At 72.6% G+C, this 18,867-nt stretch carries 22 protein-coding genes; 10 read left to right on the top strand and 12 right to left on the bottom strand.

Annotated features, from left to right (window positions below; all coding sequences use genetic code 11):
* Positions 1–23: 23 nt before the first annotated feature.
* Positions 24–989 carry a pirin family protein gene (locus AC3IYJ_RS34880; RefSeq protein ID WP_489398496.1) on the bottom strand — a complete coding sequence of 322 codons (966 nt, stop codon included), beginning with the start codon at positions 987–989 and terminating at the stop codon, positions 24–26.
* A 189-nt stretch (positions 990–1,178) separates the two neighbouring features.
* On the opposite strand from AC3IYJ_RS34880, the gene AC3IYJ_RS34875 reads away from it, so the two are divergent.
* From AC3IYJ_RS34875 to AC3IYJ_RS34845, 7 genes are all read left to right on the top strand, one after another.
* Positions 1,179–1,529 (top strand): tetratricopeptide repeat protein, encoded by a 351-nt coding sequence (locus AC3IYJ_RS34875; RefSeq protein WP_489398495.1) that lies wholly within the window; start codon positions 1,179–1,181, stop codon positions 1,527–1,529.
* Positions 1,530–1,643: 114 nt separating this feature from the next.
* Complete coding sequence (locus AC3IYJ_RS34870) at positions 1,644–2,840, top strand: methyltransferase (protein ID WP_489403024.1); 1,197 nt, start codon at positions 1,644–1,646, stop codon at positions 2,838–2,840.
* Between the two features lie 111 nt (positions 2,841–2,951).
* Entirely contained in the window at positions 2,952–3,707 is a 756-nt protein-coding gene (locus AC3IYJ_RS34865; protein ID WP_489398494.1) for a MerR family transcriptional regulator, read from the top strand.
* Positions 3,708–3,835: 128 nt separating this feature from the next.
* Positions 3,836–4,489, top strand: a complete 654-nt coding sequence (locus tag AC3IYJ_RS34860) for a DUF6230 family protein (RefSeq protein ID WP_489398493.1) — start codon at positions 3,836–3,838, stop codon at positions 4,487–4,489.
* On the top strand, positions 4,480–4,899 hold the full coding sequence (locus AC3IYJ_RS34855) for a DUF6114 domain-containing protein (RefSeq protein ID WP_489398492.1): 420 nt from the start codon (positions 4,480–4,482) through the stop codon (positions 4,897–4,899). Before AC3IYJ_RS34860 ends, AC3IYJ_RS34855 begins: the two co-directional genes overlap by 10 nt.
* Positions 4,896–5,549 (top strand): hypothetical protein, encoded by a 654-nt coding sequence (locus AC3IYJ_RS34850; RefSeq protein ID WP_489398491.1) that lies wholly within the window; start codon positions 4,896–4,898, stop codon positions 5,547–5,549. The genes AC3IYJ_RS34855 and AC3IYJ_RS34850 overlap by 4 nt, the downstream gene beginning before the upstream one ends.
* 312 nt (positions 5,550–5,861) lie before the next feature.
* A complete protein-coding gene (locus tag AC3IYJ_RS34845) occupies positions 5,862–6,161 on the top strand; it encodes a DUF2087 domain-containing protein (protein ID WP_489398490.1) in 300 nt (99 codons plus the stop codon).
* On the opposite strand, the gene AC3IYJ_RS34840 is transcribed toward AC3IYJ_RS34845, so the two are convergent.
* The 8 genes from AC3IYJ_RS34840 to AC3IYJ_RS34805 all read right to left on the bottom strand — a co-directional run bounded on the left by AC3IYJ_RS34840 (position 6,134) and on the right by AC3IYJ_RS34805 (position 13,370).
* Entirely contained in the window at positions 6,134–6,943 is an 810-nt protein-coding gene (locus tag AC3IYJ_RS34840; RefSeq protein ID WP_489398489.1) for a metallophosphoesterase, read from the bottom strand. The two genes, AC3IYJ_RS34845 and AC3IYJ_RS34840, sit on opposite strands and share 28 nt — an antisense overlap.
* A 65-nt stretch (positions 6,944–7,008) precedes the next feature.
* Entirely contained in the window at positions 7,009–8,028 is a 1,020-nt protein-coding gene (locus AC3IYJ_RS34835) for an MFS transporter (RefSeq protein WP_489398488.1), read from the bottom strand.
* A gap of 55 nt (positions 8,029–8,083) precedes the next feature.
* Entirely contained in the window at positions 8,084–8,968 is an 885-nt protein-coding gene (locus AC3IYJ_RS34830; protein ID WP_489398487.1) for an NmrA family NAD(P)-binding protein, read from the bottom strand.
* A 103-nt stretch (positions 8,969–9,071) separates the two neighbouring features.
* Entirely contained in the window at positions 9,072–9,572 is a 501-nt protein-coding gene (locus tag AC3IYJ_RS34825) for a hypothetical protein (RefSeq protein WP_489398486.1), read from the bottom strand.
* 162 nt (positions 9,573–9,734) lie between these two features.
* Complete coding sequence (locus AC3IYJ_RS34820) at positions 9,735–10,253, bottom strand: MarR family winged helix-turn-helix transcriptional regulator (RefSeq protein ID WP_489398485.1); 519 nt, start codon at positions 10,251–10,253, stop codon at positions 9,735–9,737.
* Between the two features lie 151 nt (positions 10,254–10,404).
* A complete protein-coding gene (locus AC3IYJ_RS34815) occupies positions 10,405–11,664 on the bottom strand; it encodes an MFS transporter (protein ID WP_489398484.1) in 1,260 nt (419 codons plus the stop codon).
* Positions 11,661–12,809 carry a PLP-dependent cysteine synthase family protein gene (locus AC3IYJ_RS34810; protein WP_489398483.1) on the bottom strand — a complete coding sequence of 383 codons (1,149 nt, stop codon included), beginning with the start codon at positions 12,807–12,809 and terminating at the stop codon, positions 11,661–11,663. Before AC3IYJ_RS34810 ends, AC3IYJ_RS34815 begins: the two co-directional genes overlap by 4 nt.
* 132 nt (positions 12,810–12,941) lie before the next feature.
* A complete protein-coding gene (locus AC3IYJ_RS34805) occupies positions 12,942–13,370 on the bottom strand; it encodes a hypothetical protein (protein WP_489398482.1) in 429 nt (142 codons plus the stop codon).
* A 368-nt stretch (positions 13,371–13,738) separates the two neighbouring features.
* Here AC3IYJ_RS34805 and AC3IYJ_RS34800 point away from each other — a divergent pair, with 368 nt between their 5' ends.
* From AC3IYJ_RS34800 to AC3IYJ_RS34790, 3 genes are all read left to right on the top strand, one after another.
* Entirely contained in the window at positions 13,739–14,299 is a 561-nt protein-coding gene (locus tag AC3IYJ_RS34800; protein ID WP_489398481.1) for a TetR/AcrR family transcriptional regulator, read from the top strand.
* Between the two features lie 68 nt (positions 14,300–14,367).
* On the top strand, positions 14,368–14,811 hold the full coding sequence (locus tag AC3IYJ_RS34795) for a PaaI family thioesterase (protein ID WP_489398480.1): 444 nt from the start codon (positions 14,368–14,370) through the stop codon (positions 14,809–14,811).
* Positions 14,812–14,899: 88 nt separating this feature from the next.
* On the top strand, positions 14,900–15,337 hold the full coding sequence (locus AC3IYJ_RS34790; RefSeq protein ID WP_489398479.1) for a hypothetical protein: 438 nt from the start codon (positions 14,900–14,902) through the stop codon (positions 15,335–15,337).
* A gap of 55 nt (positions 15,338–15,392) precedes the next feature.
* On the opposite strand, the gene AC3IYJ_RS34785 is transcribed toward AC3IYJ_RS34790, so the two are convergent.
* The 3 genes from AC3IYJ_RS34785 to AC3IYJ_RS34775 are packed head-to-tail and all read right to left on the bottom strand — an operon-like array spanning position 15,393 to position 18,841.
* Positions 15,393–16,823, bottom strand: a complete 1,431-nt coding sequence (locus AC3IYJ_RS34785; RefSeq protein WP_489398478.1) for a dihydrolipoyl dehydrogenase family protein — start codon at positions 16,821–16,823, stop codon at positions 15,393–15,395.
* A gap of 40 nt (positions 16,824–16,863) precedes the next feature.
* A complete protein-coding gene (locus tag AC3IYJ_RS34780; RefSeq protein WP_489398477.1) occupies positions 16,864–17,349 on the bottom strand; it encodes a thioredoxin family protein in 486 nt (161 codons plus the stop codon).
* Between the two features lie 52 nt (positions 17,350–17,401).
* Positions 17,402–18,841 (bottom strand): aldehyde dehydrogenase family protein, encoded by a 1,440-nt coding sequence (locus tag AC3IYJ_RS34775; protein ID WP_489398476.1) that lies wholly within the window; start codon positions 18,839–18,841, stop codon positions 17,402–17,404.
* Positions 18,842–18,867 lie beyond the last annotated feature (26 nt).

Genomic DNA, 18,867 nt, shown 5'->3' with positions numbered 1-18,867 from the left:
AGCCCGATCTAAAAACGTGCAGTTCAGCGCACCCGACCACGTGCCTTCAGCGGCCCCGGTGGGAGTTGCGGAGCGGGGATCGGAGGGCCGTCGTAGCCCTTGACCTCGCCGTAGCGGGTGCCCTCCATCCAGTCCGCCCGGAACTGCTCGATGTCGGCCTGGCTGCGCCCGATCCAGTTCCAGAACATCACCAGCTCCTCCTCGAAGGGCTCGCCGCCCAGCAGCATCAGGCCGGCGTCCGAGACCGCGCGCAGGGGGAGGTCCGTGCGGCCGCAGCCCAGGTAGAGCATCGAGCCGGGGAGGAGCGGGACTCCGTCGACGTGGGCTTCGCCCGACATCGACAGGACCGCGTACTCGAAGTCCGGGTCCAGCGGGAGGCGGGTTTCGGTGCCCGCGGCCAGGGCCAGGTCCGCGCCGACGATCGGGGAGTACGTGGATCCGGGCGAGGTGGCCGTGTCCAGGGTGCCCAGGATGACGGTCGCCGTCAGGCCGGGGGCGGTGACCTGCGGGAGGTCCGCGTGGTGCTGGAAGTGCGGGGCCACGTCGCGGTGGGCGTCCGGGAGGGCCACCCACAGCTGCGCGCCGTGCAGGAAGCGGGCGTGGCGGCGCGGGCTCTCCTCGGAGTGGCTGATTCCGTGGCCCGAGGTCATCAGGCCGAGTTCGCGGGGGCGGATCGTCGCCAGGCTGCCGACGCTGTCGCGGTGCAGGACCTCGCCCTCGTGGAGCCAGCTGACGGTCTGCAGGCCCGAGTGGGGGTGGGGGGCCACCGCCATGCCGGGCTCTTCGGCGATGTCGTCCGGCCCGTAGTGGTCGACGAAGCACCAGGCGCCCACCATGCGGCGGCCCAGGTTCGGCAGGAGCCGGCGGACCTCGGTGGATCCACCGAGCTTGACGGTGCGCGGGCTCAGGAGCTCGCGCACGGGCTCGGCCACGACGAAGCCGCGGCCGCCGCAGGCGGAGAGAGCGGGCTGGCGATCGAGATTGCTCATGGGGCACAACTTAGTACCGGCGCCGTCCCCGCGGTCCTTGGAATGTCGAACGCGATGCCCGTGTTGGAGGGGGTGCCGGAGCACGTGCCGGAGCCCCGCCGGAAGGCCGGAGCCGGGCGCGGAAGCACGGCACCGGACGCCGGGCGGCCCACGGCCCGGCGTAGCACCTGAACGGCGGAAGGGATCCGAATGGACGCGTCGACCGGCTACCTGGAGCACGGGACCACGGCGGAGCGCTGGGATCGTGCCCGGCTCTTCTTCGGCGCCAAGGAGTACGCGACGGCCGCCCGGGTCCTGGGCACCGTCACCGCCGAGGCTCCCGAGCAGCTGGCGCCCCGGCTGCTGCTCGCCCGCGCCTACTACCACTCCGCCCAGCTGTCCCCGGCCGAGCGCGAGCTGCGGGCCATCCTGGAGCGCTGGCCCGTGGAGGACTACGCGCAGCTGATGCTGGGGCGGACCCTGGAGCGCCAGGGCCGGGCCGCCGAGGCGGCGCCGTACCTGCGGATCGCGGCGGCGATGGCCGGAGACTTCCCGGCGTAGACGGGCCCGCGGGCACTCCGCCGGACCCCGCGGGTACTCCCCCGGGGCTCCCCCGGCCCCGCCCATGCGGGACCGGGGCCGCCCCTCGGTTAGCCTGGGGGCAATATGAACCGTCTGACCACGCCCTTCGGCTCCTACGAGCTCGCCCGCTTCCCCGAGGACCCGCGCGACCGGCTCTTCGCATGGGACGCCGCCGACGAGTACCTGCTGCGCCACCTCGAATCCGGTACGGGCGAACGCGGCCCGGTGGATCTGGCCGGCGCCGGGCAGATCACCGTGATCGGGGACCGCTGGGGGGCGCTGACGACGGCGCTGGCCGCGCACCACCCCACCCAGATCACCGACTCCTCGCTGACCCGCTCCGCGACCGCGGCGAACCTGGACCGCAACGGCATCGGCACCGCCAAGAGCACGGTGACCCTGCTGACCGTCCAGGACCCGCCGCCCGAGCGGATCGACGTGCTCCTGGTGAGGGTCCCCAAGAGTCTGGCGCTGCTGGAGGACCAGCTGTACCGGCTGGCCCCGCACGTGCACGCCGGCACTGTCGTCGTGGGCACCGGCATGGTGAAGGAGATCCACACCTCCACCCTGCGGCTCTTCGAGAAGATCCTGGGCCCGACCAAGACCTCCCTGGCCGAGAAGAAGGCCCGCCTGATCTTCTGCACGCCCGGCAACCCCGGAGCGACGCACCCCACGACCCCCGGGCCGTGGCCGGTGACGTACACGGTGGACCAGGAGGCGGGGTCGGGCTCCGGTCTGACCGTCGTCAACCACGCCGGGATCTTCTGTGCCGACCGCCTCGACATCGGCACCCGGTTCTTCCTCCAGAACATCCCGACCAACACGGACGGGGCCCGGGTCGTCGACCTGGGCTGCGGCAACGGCATCGTCGGCACGGCGGTCGCGGTGGCCGACCCCGACGCCGAGGTGGTCTTCACCGACGAGTCCTACCAGGCCGTCGCCTCGGCGCAGGCGACGTACCGCGCCAACATCCAAGGCCGCCTGGACCGGGCCGAGTTCCTCGTCGGCGACGGTGTCGCGATGCTGCCGCCCGGGTCGGTGGACCTGATCCTCTGCAATCCGCCGTTCCACTCCCATCAGGCGACGACCGACGCGACGGCGCTGCGCATGTTCGCGCAGTCCCGCAAGGCGCTGCGGCCGGGCGGCGAGCTGTGGGTGGTCGCCAACCGCCACATGGGCTACCACACCCACCTGCGCCGTCTCTTCGGCAACAGCGAAGTCACCGCGAGCGAGCCGAAGTTCGTGGTCCTGCGGGCGGTCAAGCGGCGCGAGCAGCCCCGCCCGGCGTGACCTGCCGGAACGCCTCCCGGCGCTCCTCCGGGAGGCCCGCCCGGCCCACCGCCGAAACGCCCCTCCGGTAACCCGCCGGTAGGCCCGCCGCTTCGTCCTACACTCGGCCGCGTGAGCAGTCAGGTGGATCAGGACGGGAGCTCCGGCGGGCGCTACCGCCGGGAGGACGTGGCCCGCGCGGCCGGCGTCAAGGTGCGCAACCTGCGCTACTACCAGGAGCGCGGGCTGCTCCCGCCGCCGCGCCGCGAGGGCCGGATCGCCTGGTACTCCGACGACCACCTCACCCGACTGCGGCTGATCAGCGACCTGTTGGGGCGCGGCTACACCGTCAACGGCATCGCGGAGCTGCTGGCCGCCTGGGAGCAGGGCGGCGGGATCTCACAACTGCTGGGCCTGGAGCGGGAGATGACGCGCGACTGGGAGCAGGAGGAGCCGGTCGCGATGTCCCGGGCCGAACTGCGCGAGCTGTTCGGCCCGACCGCCTCCGCCGAGGACACCCGGCGGGCGGCCGAGCTGGGCTACGTGACGGTCTCCGGGGACCTGGTCACGCACCGCAGCGCGCGCCTGCTGCACGCGACGCTGACGCTGGTGCGCGCGGGGGTGCCGCTCGGGGAGGTCCTGAACGCGGGTGGCTTCGTACAGACGCAGGCGGCCGCGGTGGCGGACCGGTTCGTCGCCCTGTTCCGGACGCACGTGATCGGCGCGGAGGGGCTGGAGCAGCTTTCGGCCACGCGGCTGCGTCAGATCACGGAGGCGGTCGCCGCCCTGCGTCCGCTGGCGGGCGAGGTCGTGGCCGCCGAGTTCGCGCGGGCGATGGCCCGGCGGGTGGACGCGGAGGTCTCCGAACTGCTGCGCACGGAGCCGTAGGCAGCTCGGCCGGACGGCAGGAGTCGGCCGAAAAGGTACGCCCGAGCAACCTTGCCAACCCCCATTGGCACTCTTACATTCGACTCGTCGGTAACAACGGTGCACAGCCGAAGATAAGGGTCGATCTCATGGCAGATTCCCCGAACTTATCCGATCCCCCCGGCGACGGGAGCGAAGGCAGAGCCGACGACGAGGGCCGGGTCCGCTGGCGCCGGTTCGCCGTACTGACGGTCCCCGCCATCGCCGTGACCGCGGGCCTCGGAATCGCCCTCGCGCAGGGCGCGCTCGCCGCCTCCTTCGCCGTATCGGGGCAGCAGTTCAAGGTCTCGGCTACGAGCCTGGAGGGCGAGGGCTTCGCGCAGTACGGCAGCGTGGACGTCAACGCCCGCCAGGAGCTCATCCCCGTGGCGATCACCGCCATCAAGGAGGCCAAGCTCCACAGCCTCTGCCAGTCGGTGGTCACCACCCTGCCGCTCATCGGCGACATCTCGCTCAACCTCACCGCCGGCCAGAAGGCCCCCGTCGAGGCGAGCAACCTCTTCGTGGACGCCACCCAGCTCTCCGGCGACGCGGTCTTCACCAACATCGAGATCGGGCGGGACGCCTCCACCCTCGACAAGGGTCCGGCGGAGGCGGTCGGCATGCAGGACCTCTTCGCCCAGCAGGCGGACACCGTGGCCATCTCCGACCTCCACCAGACGGCCTGGGCCACCAACGCGGGCACCTTCAAGCTCTCCGGGCTGAACATGAACATCAGCAAGGGCAAGAAGGAATGCTTCTGAAGCGATGGCGGCGATGGCGGCGCAGCCGGCCGTTCTGGGGCGGGGTCTTCGCCATCATCGCCGGGGCCGAGATCTGCGCCCTCCCGCTCGCACCGTTGAAGATCATGCTCCAGCAGGGAGTGGCGGGGATCCCGTCCGTTCTGATGGGCATCGTCATGATCGTGCTCGGCCTCACCGCCTGGTTCTCGCCGGCGCAGCGCACCCTGGCCGGCGTCCTGACCACGCTCATCGCCACCGCCGCGCTGGTCCTGTCGAACCTCGGCGGGTTCCTGTTCGGCACGGTGCTCGGCATCATCGGCGGCGGCCTGATGTTCGCCTGGCAGCCGTACGCCGCCAATCCCGCTCCGCCCACCGCCACCCCCACCCCCGCTCCTCCACGGCACCACGATCCCCAAGGAGCACAGCCATGAGCCGTACGCGCACCACCCTCACGCTCGCCGCGGCCGCCGCGGCCGCAGCCCTGTCGCTGGCGTCGGTCTCCGCCACCGCCGCGCCGTTACCCCTGGCCGGGTCGACCACCGTCACTCCGGCCGGACATGCTTTCAAGGCCACCCTCAGCGGCAAGGCCACCCTCAAGGCCGGTTCGGTCACGGTGACTTGTACCGTCTCCGCCTCCACCGGCGCGGTGCCGGCCGCCCCCGGCAACCAGAACGCCTCGGGGCCCGTCTCCTCCCCGATCTCGCCGCCCACGTACAGCTCCTGCACCTCCAGCATCCCGGGCGTGACCCCCACGGTCACCACGAGCGGTGCCTGGTCGGTGTCGATGCAGAACGGCTCCCCCATCACCGCCACCATGACCGTGCCGACGGGCGGGCTCGTCGTGCACACCACGGGGCTGGCGGTCTGTACGGTCACCGCCGCGCCCTCCGGTCCCGCGGGCGTCGCCGGAAGCTGGACCAACGGCGCCCCGCCGAGCCTGACCTTCACCAACGCCTCGGTGCCCGTCACCGTCACCGGCGGCTTCGGCTGCCCGACGAGCGCGACCTCGTCCACCTTCAACGCCGTGTACAAGGTGGCCGACACCACCGACCCGGCGCAGCAGATCACCGTCGGTCCCTGACCGGAGCACCACCGCATGAAGAGGCCCGCCGGCCCCGGAGCGCTCCGGGGCGGGCGGGCCCGTTCGTGCGGGCGGATCTGAGCGGTGGGCCGGGAACTCCACCACCTGCTGATAGGCGGGCCGGTTCTGCCAGTTGATCCGCGGATGGGCCAGACCGCCCACCGGCCGCTGAACGATCGAGTCGGCGCACCACTGGTTGCCCGCGGCGCAGGTGCTCGCCCTGGTGGGAGCACCTCAGCCCGGCGTCCGCGCTCGCCCCGCCGGAGGAAAATGCGTTGCCCCGCGACCGGCCGCCGGGTGATGCTCGGCCATATGTCCCAGAACACGGAAGAACCCGCCGCGCGCACCCCGCGAGGCGTATCCGACCTCTTCAACGCCGCCGGCCGCCTCTCGGTCATCCCGCGCAAGCCGGCCCGCCGCGAGCAGCTGCTCACCCACCTCGCCGAGACCCTGTTCGCGACGGACCGCGACTACACGGAGTCCGAGGTCAACGGAGCACTGCGCACCGTCCACGAGGACTGCGCCGCGCTGCGGCGCTACCTGGTCATCGCCGGGCACCTCGCCCGGACCCGCGACGGCTCGGGCTACCGGCGGGCCACGACCACCCTGTAGTGGGTGGTCAGCCGTCCGTCGTCGCCGATGACGTGGAAGGCGAGGGCGGGCGGCTCGTCGAGGTGGACGTAGTCGCTCTCCCCGGACGCCGCCTCCCACGGAAGCCTGGTCGTGGACACCACGCCGGGCGCCACCAGCAGCGGACGCCCCGCGAAGGTGGTGGCCGCGCCCGTGTGCGCGTGCCCGCACAGGAAGGCGGTCAGGTGCGGGTGCCGATCGGCGAGCGCCGCGAGCCGTTCCTCGCCGAACTGCCGGATCCCGTCCACGTACGGGATGTGCAGCGGTACGGGCGGGTGGTGGAAGGCCACGAGTACGGGCACCTCGCGCGGGGTGGCCGCGAGCACTCCGTCCAGCCAGTCGATCGTCGTGTCCTCCAGGAATCCCCGGTGTTCGCCGGGTACCGAGGAATCGCACACCGCGAGCACGAAGCCCTCGCCGCGCAGTACTTGATCGACGGGCGCCGCGGACGGCCGCTCGTCCCCGGCTCCGCCAGCCTCGCCCAGGAGCCCGTCGCCGAGCCCGCCCAGGAGCCCGTCGCGGAAGGCGGCCCGGTCGTCGTGGTTGCCGGGGCAGACGACCAACGGATGCCGCGAGCCGAGCAGTTCGCGCGCCTCCTCGTACTCCGCGGCGGTCGCATGATCGGCGATGTCCCCGCTGACCAGCACCGCGTCGAGCTCGTAGGGGAGTTCCTTGAGGTACTCCATGACCGCCCGGGTCCGCTCGGCGGCCCGGCCTCCGCCGCCGTCGAGGTGGACGTCGCTGAGGTGGGCTATCACGATCACGGGTGGTGGCTCCTTCGGTCCAGGGGCCACCAACCTACCGACCGGCGACCCCGGACCGCTCCCCCTCAGGAGGTCGGCCGCACGGTCCGCATCCGCCCGTAGGCATAGACGCATCCGGCGAGCGCCAGGTCCGACAGCAGCATGAAGCCGATCGAGTACGAGTCCTTCGCGCTGTAGATCGCACCCATCACCAGCGGGGGCACGAAGCCGCCGAGGAGGGCCACCAGGCTCAGGGCCCAGGCCGTGACCAGCGCCGGGTGGATCCGGTCCGACAGCCAGCCGCCGATCGGCCGGAAGACCACCATGACCAGGGCGAAGCCGGCCGCCTTGGTGCCCGCGTCGGTCGCCGAGAGCCCGTACCAGGTCTTCAGGTACGTCGGCAGGTACACCCCGAACGCGACGATCCCGCCGAACCCGATCGCGTAGAGCGCGGCCAGCTCCCACGTCACCCGCAGGCGCCCCGCCGCGCGCAGTCGGGAGGTGAGCGAGGCCGTCGGCACGGGCCGGTCCGGGCGGTCCCTGAGCAGCAGGACCGCCAGGACTGCATACGCGGCGAGCGCCAGCGCCACCACGAGGAACGGCAGTTTCGGGCTGTGTGCGGCGATGCGCGGCGTGACGTACCCGGACAGGGCGACACCGCCCATGCCCATCCCGAAGACCCCCAGTGCGAAGCCCCTCCGGTCGGGCGGGAACCAGGAGTTCACCAGCGGGATGCCGATCGCGAACGTCGTGCCGCCCAGACCCAGCAGGAAGCCGACCGCGAGGGTCAGACCGTAGCTCTCGCGCGCGGGGATCAGCAGCAGCACCGGCACGATGGTGAGCGCGGACACCACCGGAAACATCAGCCTCGCCCCGTAGCGGTCGGTCAGCGCACCCACCGGAATCCGCCCCAGCGACCCGACCAGCACCGGCACCGCGACGAGCAGCGACTGCTGGAACGAGGAGAGGTGGAGCCGGTCCTTGTAGTCACCGGCCAGCGGCGCGATCAGGTCCCACGCCCAGAAGGTCAGCGTGAACCCGAGCGTCGCCAGAACCAGATTGCGGTACGCGGCGCCCGAGGGCCGCGACGTCGACGTGGCGTCCATCCCGCCAGTCAAGATGTCACGGACCGGCGGGTCGCGCAGGACTACGCCGAACGGTTCACGGACGTGCCGCGGCACCAGCGGAGAAGAGTCCGTGGTGTTCTCGCAGGAAGGCGTCGAGGGTGCGGGGCGGGCGGCCGAGGATGTCACCGACGGCGGTGGTGGGGGTTTCGGGTCGGCTGATGGCGAGTTGCTGGATCTCCGTCACGTGGTCGGCGAGCCAGTCGGGCATGTGCGCCTGGTGGATGAGGTTGTCGCGCAGCTCGTCCGGGGTGAGGTCGACGTAGCGGATCGGCCGGCCGGTCAGGACGCTCAGCCGGGAGGCGAGCTCGGGGTAGGAGACGGCTTCGGGTCCGGTCAGGGTGTAGGTGCCGCCTGCGATGTCGGGCCTGGTGAGGGCGGCGGCGGCGACTTCGCCGATGTCGCGGCAGTCGATGTGGTTGCAGGGCGCGGCGCCCATCGTGCCCAGGATGACGCCCTGGGCGACGGCGGGCGCCAGGCGCAGGAGGTTCTGCATGAAGGCGTAGGGGCGCAGGATCGTGTGGGTGAGGCCGCTGGCGCGCAGGTGTTCCTCGACGGCGTGGTGTCCGCGGGAGACGGCGACCGGGGAGTCGGCCTCGGCGGCGGGTGCGGAGATCTTGACGACGTGGTCGATGCCGGAGTCGGCGGCGATGTCGATGACGCGGGTTTCGAGTTCGCCCTGTACGGGGCTGTTGGCCATGGCGAGGAAGAGCTGGTCGGCGCCCTCGAAGGCGGCGCGCAGCGAGTGGGGGTCGGTGGCGTCGGCGTACTGGACCTCGACGGGCGCTCCGTGTGCGCCGGCCACGCCGGGTATCGGCCTGTCCGGGGTACGTGTCAACGCGCGGACGGGTGTTCCGAGCGTGAGGAGGCTGCGGAGCAGGGCGTTCCCGGTTGCTCCGGTCGCTCCCATGACAACGATCATCGTGCGCTCATTCCTTCGTTCGTTGGTGACTCCCCCGGCGGCGGGCGCCGTCGGGGTGGGTTCGGTCGGGCTCGTAGGGTGGGTGCGTCGGCGGCAGGGCCGGTTACGACCGGGATGCCGCGACGGTGCTGCGCCAGCGCAGGGTGACGATGGTGGTGGCGAGGACCGCGGAGACGGGCAGGTCGATGCGCAGGCGCTCCAGCCACGCGGCCGCGGGGACCGGGGTGTGGGCGGGTAGCCACTGGGCGGCGAACCATCCCAGCAGGGCCGCCGCGCCGGCGGTGATGAGGACGAGTACGCCGGTCAGGGCGACGCGCGGCATGGTGGCGGTCCACCGTCGGGGCCGGCCACCGTGCCGCAGCCAGGCGCCGACCAGGAACGCCACCCCGGCGGAGGTGCCGGCGATGGAGGTGCAGGCGGCCACGGCCAGGTCCTGCTGCCCCGTGACGATTCCGGCGGTGCCGGCCATCAGTGCGGGGGCGAGGTAGGCGGTCAGCACCTCGCGCCACAGGATGAACGGCCGCGAGGGCCTCCCGGGCGACCTCCGGGAGGGCCGGGAGGCTGCCTGGTTCCGGCTGGTCCTTCTGTCCTTCGTTGCGGGCATGCCGGCCTCTTTCTCGTTCGTGCGAGGAAAGCGAAGGGGTGCGGCGGAGGGCATCGGGCGCACTGCCCAGTGCCGACTCCGCCGATAAAATTAGGCAGCTAACTATTACTCCGAAGAAAGGGGCCCCTCCCGGAGGGCGGGGCCGGTCCGGTCGCGAGCCGGTCAGTCGGCGGCCAGGGCCGCACTGCCGCGCACGACGCGGGCGAGCAGGTCGAGGAACACCGCGCGCTCCTCGACGGAGAGCCCGCCCACCATCGCCTCGAGCCGCCCGAAATGCTCGGGCGCCATGTCGCGCAGGCGCTGCGCTCCGCGCGCGGTCAGGACGGCCACCGTGCCCCGACCGTCCTCCGTGGACGGGCGTCGGGCGATCAGGCCTTCGCGTTCGAGGCCGTCCAGCAGGCCGGTGACCGTGGCCCTGGAGACATCGAGGTCGTCGGCGAGGTGCGAGGGGGACTTCTCCCCGCCGTGGGCTTCGAGGTCGGCGAGCAGCCGATAGCGTCCCGTCGACAGGCCGAACCTGGCGAAGTGCGCCTCGGCCGCCCGGCCGACCCTCGCGCCCGCCGAGATCAGCCGCACCGCGACCAGCACCGCCTGTGGATCGACCTCCAGGCCGTAGTGCTCGACCTGCGTCCTGGCCTGATCCAGCGTAGGGCTCTCACCGTCGATGCCGTCCCTCTTCATGTAAGTAATATGGTGGCTAACCATCTGGGCTGTCAAGGCCTCGGGCACCCGGGGCCGACGGCCGGACGGGCGGGGCCGACGGCCGGACGGGCGGGGCCGACGGCCGGACGGGCGGCGTCCGGCCGGAGCACCGGCCCCGGGACCCGGATCCTCAGCGGACCGCCGCCTCCTCCCGCGGTGCGGACCGCAGGTGTCCGCCCCGGTCGAGGGCCGCCACCGCACCGGCGCAGCCCAGACCCGTCACGGCGAGCGCCGCCCAGGGCAGCCAGGCCGCACCGACGTCGAAGAGCGCCCCCACCGCCAGGTTCCCGACGGCGATCGCGATGCCGGAGACCGTGCTGTAGGCGCCGTAGTAGGTCGCGACGAGTCGGTCTCCGGCCAGGCGGACGACCGTGTCCATCTCGAACGGATAGAGGAGCGCCCCTCCCCACGCCAGCAGTGCCGCGCACAGCGCGAGCGCCGCCGCACCCAGCGCCTGGCCGCGCATGCCTTCGTACGGTCCGGGCAGCAGCGGCAGGAACGCGGCTCCCATCACGGCCAAGCCGCAGACGATGGCGCGAGGCCCGGACAAGGTCCGCTTCGCCCACGCCGTCAGCTTCAGCTGTCCGGACAGGGCGGCCAGCGCGGATACGGCGAACACGGCCCCCGTGACCACGCCGGTCCGAGCCCCGAAGAGCTGCCCGGCCCGCAGCGGCAGTGCCAGGTACACCTGGAAGGCCAGGAGGTACGCACCGGACATGGCCGCGGCGAACAGCAGGAAGGGCCGGTTCCCGACGATGGACCGCCAGTCCGTGAGCACCGCCCGCCAGGCCGGCTCCGCGCCGCGGTCCATCGGCGGCCGCGCGGGCAGGGCCCGTGCCTGCAGCAGCGCGAGGGCGCCGAAGACGGCGGCGGATGCCGCGCAGACCGCCCGGAAGTCCCAGGCCAGCAGGGCGAGCCCGGCGAGGGGGCCGACGAGGATGCCGGCCTGGTAGAAGACGTTGAACGCGGCGAAGGCCTCCACCCTGCGCTCCTCGCCCGCCTCCGCCGCGAGGTACGCCCGCACCGCCGGGTTGAACAAGGCGCCCGCCAGTCCGGTGAGCGCCGAGGCGACGATCAGCGCGGGCAGCGACTGCACGGTCCCCAGCAGGGCGAAGGCGACCGTGCGCAGCGCGCACCCGGAGAGGATCATCGGCTTGCAGCCGTAGCGGTCGGCCAGCGTCCCGCCCACGAGGAACATGCCCTGCTGGGACAGGTTCCGTACGCCCAGCACCAGCCCGACGGCCCAGCCCGCCAGTCCGAGCCCGTGGGCCAGATGGTCGGCGAGGTAGGGCATCAGCATGTAGAAGCCGAGGTTGATGGCGAACTGGTTCACCATCAGCAGCCGCACACTCGCGTCGAAGGAGGCGACCTGCGCCCGCAGGCGCCTCACCGCGGACCCGTCGCGCCACCGGCGTCGGACACGGCCGCACGCGCGAGCGGGTCGCGCACCCGGCCGCACCGCGTCCACGCCGTCACGGCGCACTCGTCCGGGGCCGCGATCTCGGCGGGCTCGCACGGCGGCTCGGCCGCCAGAAGACCCTGCTCGGCGCACCAGTCGTCGTTGTAGACCGTCTCCAGGTACCGGTGCGGGCCGTCGGGGAAGACCGCGGCGATGCGGGTGCCGGGCGGCATGGTCCGGGCCGCCCATCCCGCGACCAGCGCGACCGCGCCCACGCTCCAGCCGCCCGAGGCGTAGTGGCGGTGGGCCAGGCGGCGACAGGACCAGGCGGCTTCTCCCGGTGCCACCCAGTGCACTTCGGAGAAGGCCCCGTAGTCGACGTTGGCGGGGTGGATGCTGGAACCGAGCCCGCGCATGAGCCGCGGACCGACGGGCTGGCCGAAGATCGCGGAGTTGACGGAGTCCACTCCGATGAGCCGCAGCCCCGGACAGTGCTCGCGCAGTCCCGCCGCGATCCCGGCGGAGTGCCCGCCGGTCCCGACCGCCGCGACCAGGACGTCGATCCGGCCCAGTTGCGCGATCAGCTCGGCGGCCAGGGGCCGGTAGGCGCCGACGTTGTCAGGATTGCCGTACTGGTCCGGGCAATACCCACCGGGAGCGGCCGCCAGCAGTTCGGCGACCCGCTCACGGCGGGCTTCCTGCCAGCCCCCCGTCGGATGCGGCACCCGCACCTGGTCGACGTAGGCACCGAGGGCCGTGAGCAGTCGTACGACGACCGGCCCCATGCCGGGGTCGGAGACGACGGTGACCGGATGCCCGTAGGTCAGTCCCGCCAGGGCCAGTCCGAGGCCCAGGGTTCCGCTGGAGGACTCGATGACGGGCGCCCCCGGCAGGAGGTCACCGCGCTGCCGTGCCCTGCGGATCATGTACAGGCCGGGACGGTCCTTGATGCCGCCGGGATTGGCGCCCTCCAACTTCGCGAAGAAGCCGCGACCGGGCGGGGCGAAGGGCTGGTCGATCCACAGGACCGGAGTGTTTCCGACCAACTGCGCGGGCCGGCGGGCAATGACGGGCACCGGCGCATGAGCTGCCGGGGAGAGCGGACCGAAGTCGTCGAGCAGGGAACGGCGATGCATGTGCGTGCAACTCCTACGCGCCCCGGGCATGCGGGGGCACCGGACGGGAAGACGGACGGAGGGTGCGCGGGCAGGCCCCGGCCTCCCTCGGCGGCGAACCGGCCGGAGGGGGCGAGGGATGCCTGGACGCTCCTACTGCCGCCGGACGCAGTTCATCGCGAGGTCGGCGCTCCACGACGGGCCCTCGTCGCCGTCGGCCCGGCGCCGGGAGAAGCCGGAGCCGCACCACGGGTCACCGACCGGAAGCAGGGACACGACGGCGGTCCCGGTGGGCTCCGGGACGGCGGCGAGCCCCTCCGGCCGCGGCCTGTCCACCGCGTGGTCGATGTGGTCGTCCGCGTCGTGCCGGTGCGCGGGCTGCGGTGCGAACACCGGGCCGGAAGAGGCCTGGAGAGCCTGGTGCTGGGGGGACGCGAATGCCACCACAGCATGCGGTCCGCCGAAGGCGGCGCTGTGCGAGGCTCCGGCCGGATGCACGGCGATCAGCACGACGAGCACGGGCAGGAGGACGCAGCGGCCCCGCCGCATCGCCTCCAGAAGACCGCGACACATCCCGATCATCCACCAAGGGTAAGCGAGCGACTACGAAACGTCACGCTCCGGCGGTCCTTGTACTCCTATCGGGCCACCTCACGCTTCGCGGGCGCACGCCGTCGGACCGTCCAGAACCGCATTCCCGCGGCACCGTCCCCACCGGCGCTGCCGCGTTCACCACCGATACGTCCATCCGCGCCTTCTACCGCACGCTGCGGTAGCCCCAACCGGCCCGGCCCGCCCCGCGCCCTGCCCCAGCTACTCCGCGACCCCTCTTGCATGTTCTATGCCATACACCATAGATTACTGACCGGTAGCCCGGCCTGGCGGGCCACACCGTCGCCGGGAAGGTGGTGCAGCGAGTGAGTCCGCGCAGGAGTGACAGCCGCGACCGGATGATCCACAGTGCTGCCGCCCTTCTGCCCGAGTACGGGGCGAGCGGGACGAGCATCGACCGGGTGCTCGCCCACAGCGGAGCGCCCCGGGGCTCGGTGTATCACCACTTCCCCGGCGGGCGGACCCAGCTCATCGACGAGGCCGTGGCGCTGGCCGGGGACTTCGTCGCGGGTCTGATCGACACCATGGCGCAGGCCGATGATCCGGTGGCCGCCATCGACGCGTTCTTCTTCCTGTGGCGCGACCGGCTCGTGGAGAGCGACTTCCGGGCCGGCTGTCCGATCGTGGCAGTGGCCGTGGAAACCAACGACGAAGCGCCCCAACTCGCCCGCTCCGCCGCCGTGGTCTTCGCCCGCTGGCAGGATGCCCTCGCGGCCCTGCTCGCCCGACACGGCTTGACCGAGGAACGCAGCCGGAGGCTGGGCTCCTTCATCATCGCCGCGGTCGAAGGCGCGGTGATCATGTGCCGGGCCGAGCAGAGCACCGCCCCGATCGAGGCGGCCGCCGCCGAGATCCACGACCTGCTCCTGCACGCCCTGCGCGAGCGCGGCGAGTCCTGACCCCTGCTCCGCCCCCGGCCCGCATCCGCGCCGCCAGTACCACCCCACCCCGTACAAGGAGAACGACCGTGACCACCGCCGACCTCACCTCCATGACCGGCCTGGAACTGATGCGCTGGGTGCAGAAGGAACGCCCCACCGACATCCCCTCGATCGGCCGACTGCTCGGCATGCGCTTCGACGAGGTCGAGCACGGCCGCATCGTCGTCTCGCTCGACACCCGCCCCGACTTCGCCAACCCGCTGGGCACCGTCCACGGCGGCATCGCCGCCACCCTCCTCGACTCCGCCATGGGCTGCGCCGTCCACACCACGCTCCCCGCCGGGACCGGCTACACCACCCTCGAACTCAAGGTCAACTACATCCGCGCCGCCCGCACCGACGGACAGGTGCTGACCGCCGAGGGCAGCGTCATCCACGCCGGCCGCCGCACGGCCACAGCCGAGGGCAAGGTGCTGGACGAGCAGGGCAAGCTGATCGCCCACGCCACCACCACCTGCATGATCTTCTGACCGCCCGGTGGACCCCGGAGGTGCCGGTGGGGGACTCCGGCCGGGGCGGCACGCGCAAGGACCCCACCCGGGGTGAGGAGGAAAACCGGTGAAGCGTACGAGTTTCCTCGCCATCCGCATCGCCTCCGCGGCAGTGACGGCGCTGCTCGCTCTGTCGGCCACCGCCTGCACAGGGAACGGCAGCGGCTCACCGAAGGCCCGTAGCGGGGGGCCCGTCGGCTTCCAGGACACCACCTACCTGATCGCCTTCACCGCACCGACGGCCGACGCCGAGACGTTCATCGCCGACCTGCGCCCGGAGGAACCCCTGCGCGCCAACACCCCGCGCGACCCCAAGACGTACACAACCGTCACCCCGTGGTCCCACCTCGGACTGCCGGAACCGGAAACCCAGCAGAAGGTCCGAGCCACCTCGGTGTGCCCGCCCTGCATCAAGGACGAGCGCAGGTCCACCGTCCAGTCCATCACCATCTTCGTCCAAGACGTCGGCGACGGCCGTGCACGGGTCTACCTGAAGGCATTCTGACGTCACCCCGCAGTAGGACGGACAGGGTGTGAACATTCGCCTTTAGCGGCGGTAGCTACCCCCGGTACGTCTCCAGCAGCCGTAGCCAGATCTCGCTGATCGTCGGGAAGGCCGGGACCGCGTGCCACAGCCGGTCGATCGGGACCTGCGCCGCGACCGCGATCGTCGCCGCGTGCAGCAGCTCGGCCGCGCCCGGCCCCACGAAGGTCACCCCGAGCAGGATCTCGCGGTCCAGGTCCACCACCATGCGGGCCCGGCCCCGGTAGCCGTCGGCGTACAGGCCCGCGCCGGAGACCCTGCCGAGGTCGTAGTCGACGGCCCGGACCCGGTGGCCCGCCCGCTGCGCCTCCGCGAAGGTCAGCCCGACCGCCGCGGCCTCCGGGTCGGTGAAGACGGCCTGCGGGAGGGCTTCGGTATCGGCGGTCGCCGCGTGGGCGCCCCAACGGCCGGTGTCCAGCGGCACGTCGCCCGCCGCCCGGGCGGCGATGACGGCTCCCGTGATCCGGGCCTGGTACTTGCCCTGGTGGGTCAGGAGCGCCCGGTGGTTGACGTCGCCGACCGCGTACAGCCAGTCGATCCCCGGCACCCGGCAGCTGTCGTCCACCGCGATCCACCCGCCCGGCGTGAGGCCGACGGTGTCCAGGCCGATGTCCTCGGTGCGCGGCGAGCGGCCGGTCGCCATCAGCAGCTCGTCGCCCTCCAGCGTCTCGCCGCCTTCGAGCACCACGGTGACGGGCCCCGTCGGGCCGTCGCGTACGACGGACTCGACCGCGACTCCCGTACGAACCTTCGCGCCCGCCTCGCGCAGTGCCTCGGCGACGAGCTCCCCGGCGAACGGCTCCATGCGCGGCAGCAGCCCGGAGCCCCGTACGAGCAGGGTCACCTCGGAGCCGAGCGCCTGCCAGGCGGTGGCCATCTCGGTGGCCACGACCGAGCCCCCGACGATCAGCAGCCGGCCCGGCGCCGCCTGGGCGGAGGTCGCCTCGCGGCTGGTCCACGGCCTGGCGTCCACCAGGCCGGGCAGATCGGGGATCACGGCCCGGGTGCCGGTCGCCACGACCACGGCGTGCCGGGCGGCGAGCACGTGGTGCTCCCCCTCGGGGCTGGTGACGGCGACCTTCCGGACTCCGTAGAGCCGCCCGTGCCCCCGGTACACATGGGCGCCGACCGACTCCAGCCAGTCGATCTGGCCGTCGTCCTTCCAGTTGCCGGTCCAGTAGTCCCGGTGCGCGAACACCGCCTGGGCGTCGAGCGGGCCGGCCGCGGCTCCCGCGAGACCCGGCACCCGGCGCGCGTCCGCCCGGGCGAGCGCCGGGCGCAGCAGTGCCTTGCTGGGCACACAGGCCCAGTACGAGCACTCCCCGCCCACCAGCTCGCTCTCCACCAGGGCCGTGCTCAGCCCGGCGGCGCGGGTCCGGTCGACGATGTTCTCGCCGGCCGGGCCCCCGCCGAGCACCACTACGTCGTACTCCACCGCTTCAGTCATACGGGCCAGTCTCACCGCAGGGCGAGGGCCCGTCACGTACTCAGGCGTCCGGCGCGGCGGCCTCCGGGGTCCCGGTGCCTGCTTCTCCGTCGGCCTCGCTCTTCTTCTCCGCGGCGATCTTGGCGCGCACCTCGTCCATGTCCAGGGCGCGGGCCTGCCCGATGAGGTCCGTCAGGGCCGCTTCCGGCAGCGCGCCGGGCTGGGAGAAGATCGCCACCTGATCGCGGACGATCATCAGGGTCGGGATCGAGCTGATCTGGAAGGCCGCGGCGAGCTCCTGCTGGGCCTCGGTGTCCACCTTGGCGAAGAGCAGGTCGGGGTTGGCCTCGGCTGCCTTCTCGTAGACCGGGGCGAACTGCAGGCAGGGACGGCACCAGCCCGCCCAGAAGTCGATCAGGACGAATGAGTTCTCGCTCACCGTCTGGTCGAAGTTCTCCTTGGTGAGTTCGACAGTAGCCACGATTGTCCAGACCTCCTGATTGCTGCACTTCTTGTCCTGCGTGAACGAACGGAGGGCCCCAAGCATTCCTCGGGGTGCGTTTCGCGGGTGCGTTTTGTGGAGTGCATCCCGCGGGACATCAGAACCCGTGCGCCCCGGGCGTGGCGCGGACCGTGGTCCAGCGGAGCTCGGTGAACGCGTCCAGGTTCGCCTCGCCGCCGAAGCGCGCGCCGGTGCCCGAGGCGCCGACGCCGCCGAAGGGGGCCACCGCCTCGTCATTCACCGTCTGGTCGTTGATGTGCGCGATCCCGGTCGGGATCCGGCCCGCCAGGTCCAGGCCGCGCGCCGCATCGGCGGTCACGATCCCGAGGGCGAGTCCGTAGGGGCCGGCCGATGCCAGCCGTACGGCCTCCTCCTCCGTCGCGAAGGACCGTACGGGCGCCACCGGGCCGAAGACCTCCTCGGCGTAGGCGGGGGTGTCGTCGTCGACGGCGGCAAGCACGGTGGGCCGGTAGAAGAGGTCCTGGTGGGTGCCTCCGGCGACGAGCTTGGCGCCCTGCGCGGTGCTGGCCTCCACCAGACCGTGGACCCGGTCGAGTTGTGACCGGTCGATCAGCGGCCCCAAGTGCACCTGTTCGCGGTACGGGTCCCCGACCGCGAGCTCCTGCGCCCGTGCGGCGAGCCGCTCGACGTACTCGTCGTGGAGCGAGGCGTGCACGAGGTGACGGCCCGCCGTCATGCAGATCTGGCCCTGGTGGAAGAAGGAACCCCAAGAAGCCTGCGCGACGGCTGCTTCCACGTCGGCGTCGCGGAGCACGACGAGCGCCGAGTTCCCGCCCAACTCCAGGTGGGCGCGGGTGAGGTGACGACCTGCCAGTTCAGCTACGGCCCGGCCGCTCGCGGTGGATCCGGTGAACGACACCACCCGCACCAGGGGGTCGGCGACCACCGCCGCACCCGTGTCGGCGCCGCCGGGCAGGACGTGCAGCAGCCCGGCCGGCAGGCCCGCCTCCGCGAGGACCGCGGCGAGCAGCAGGCCGCCGCACACGGCGGTGCGCGGGTCCGGCTTGAGGAGCACCGCGTTGCCCAGTGCCAGCGCGGGCGCCACCGAGCGGATCGCGAGGATCAGCGGGGCGTTGAAGGGGGCCACCACCCCGACCACGCCGACCGCTTCGCGGCGGGTGAAGGACAGCCGCGGCGCCTCGCTCGGCAGCACCTGGCCGGCCGGGCGCGAGGCCAGTGCCGCGGCTTCGTAGCACTCCTGCGCGGCGACGTGCAGCTCGAAGTCGGCCTTTCCGGGTATCGACCCGGACTCCCGCACCAGCCAGTCCCGCAGCTCGTCGGGGTGGGTGGCGAACAGGTCTCCGGCGCGGCGCAGCACGGCCGCCCGCTCCAGGTGGGTTGCCCGTGCCCAGTCGTGCTGCGCCGCGTGGGCCCGTACGGCGGCCTCCGCCACGTCGGCCGGGGCCGCCAGGTCGATGGTGGCGAGGGTCTGCCCGGTGGCGGGTTCGACCACGGGGGCGGTACCGCCGGTGAGCGTGGGTCCGTCCTGCCAGAGCGTCGGATCGAGAAGCGGCATGGCGCGGGGCCTCCGGGTGCGGGTGG

The sequence above is a fragment of the Streptomyces sp. GL_140 genome, assembly GCF_057834465.1.
The sequence above is the reverse complement of the archived record's forward strand: the minus strand, read 5'-3'. Positions and strand labels throughout refer to the sequence as shown.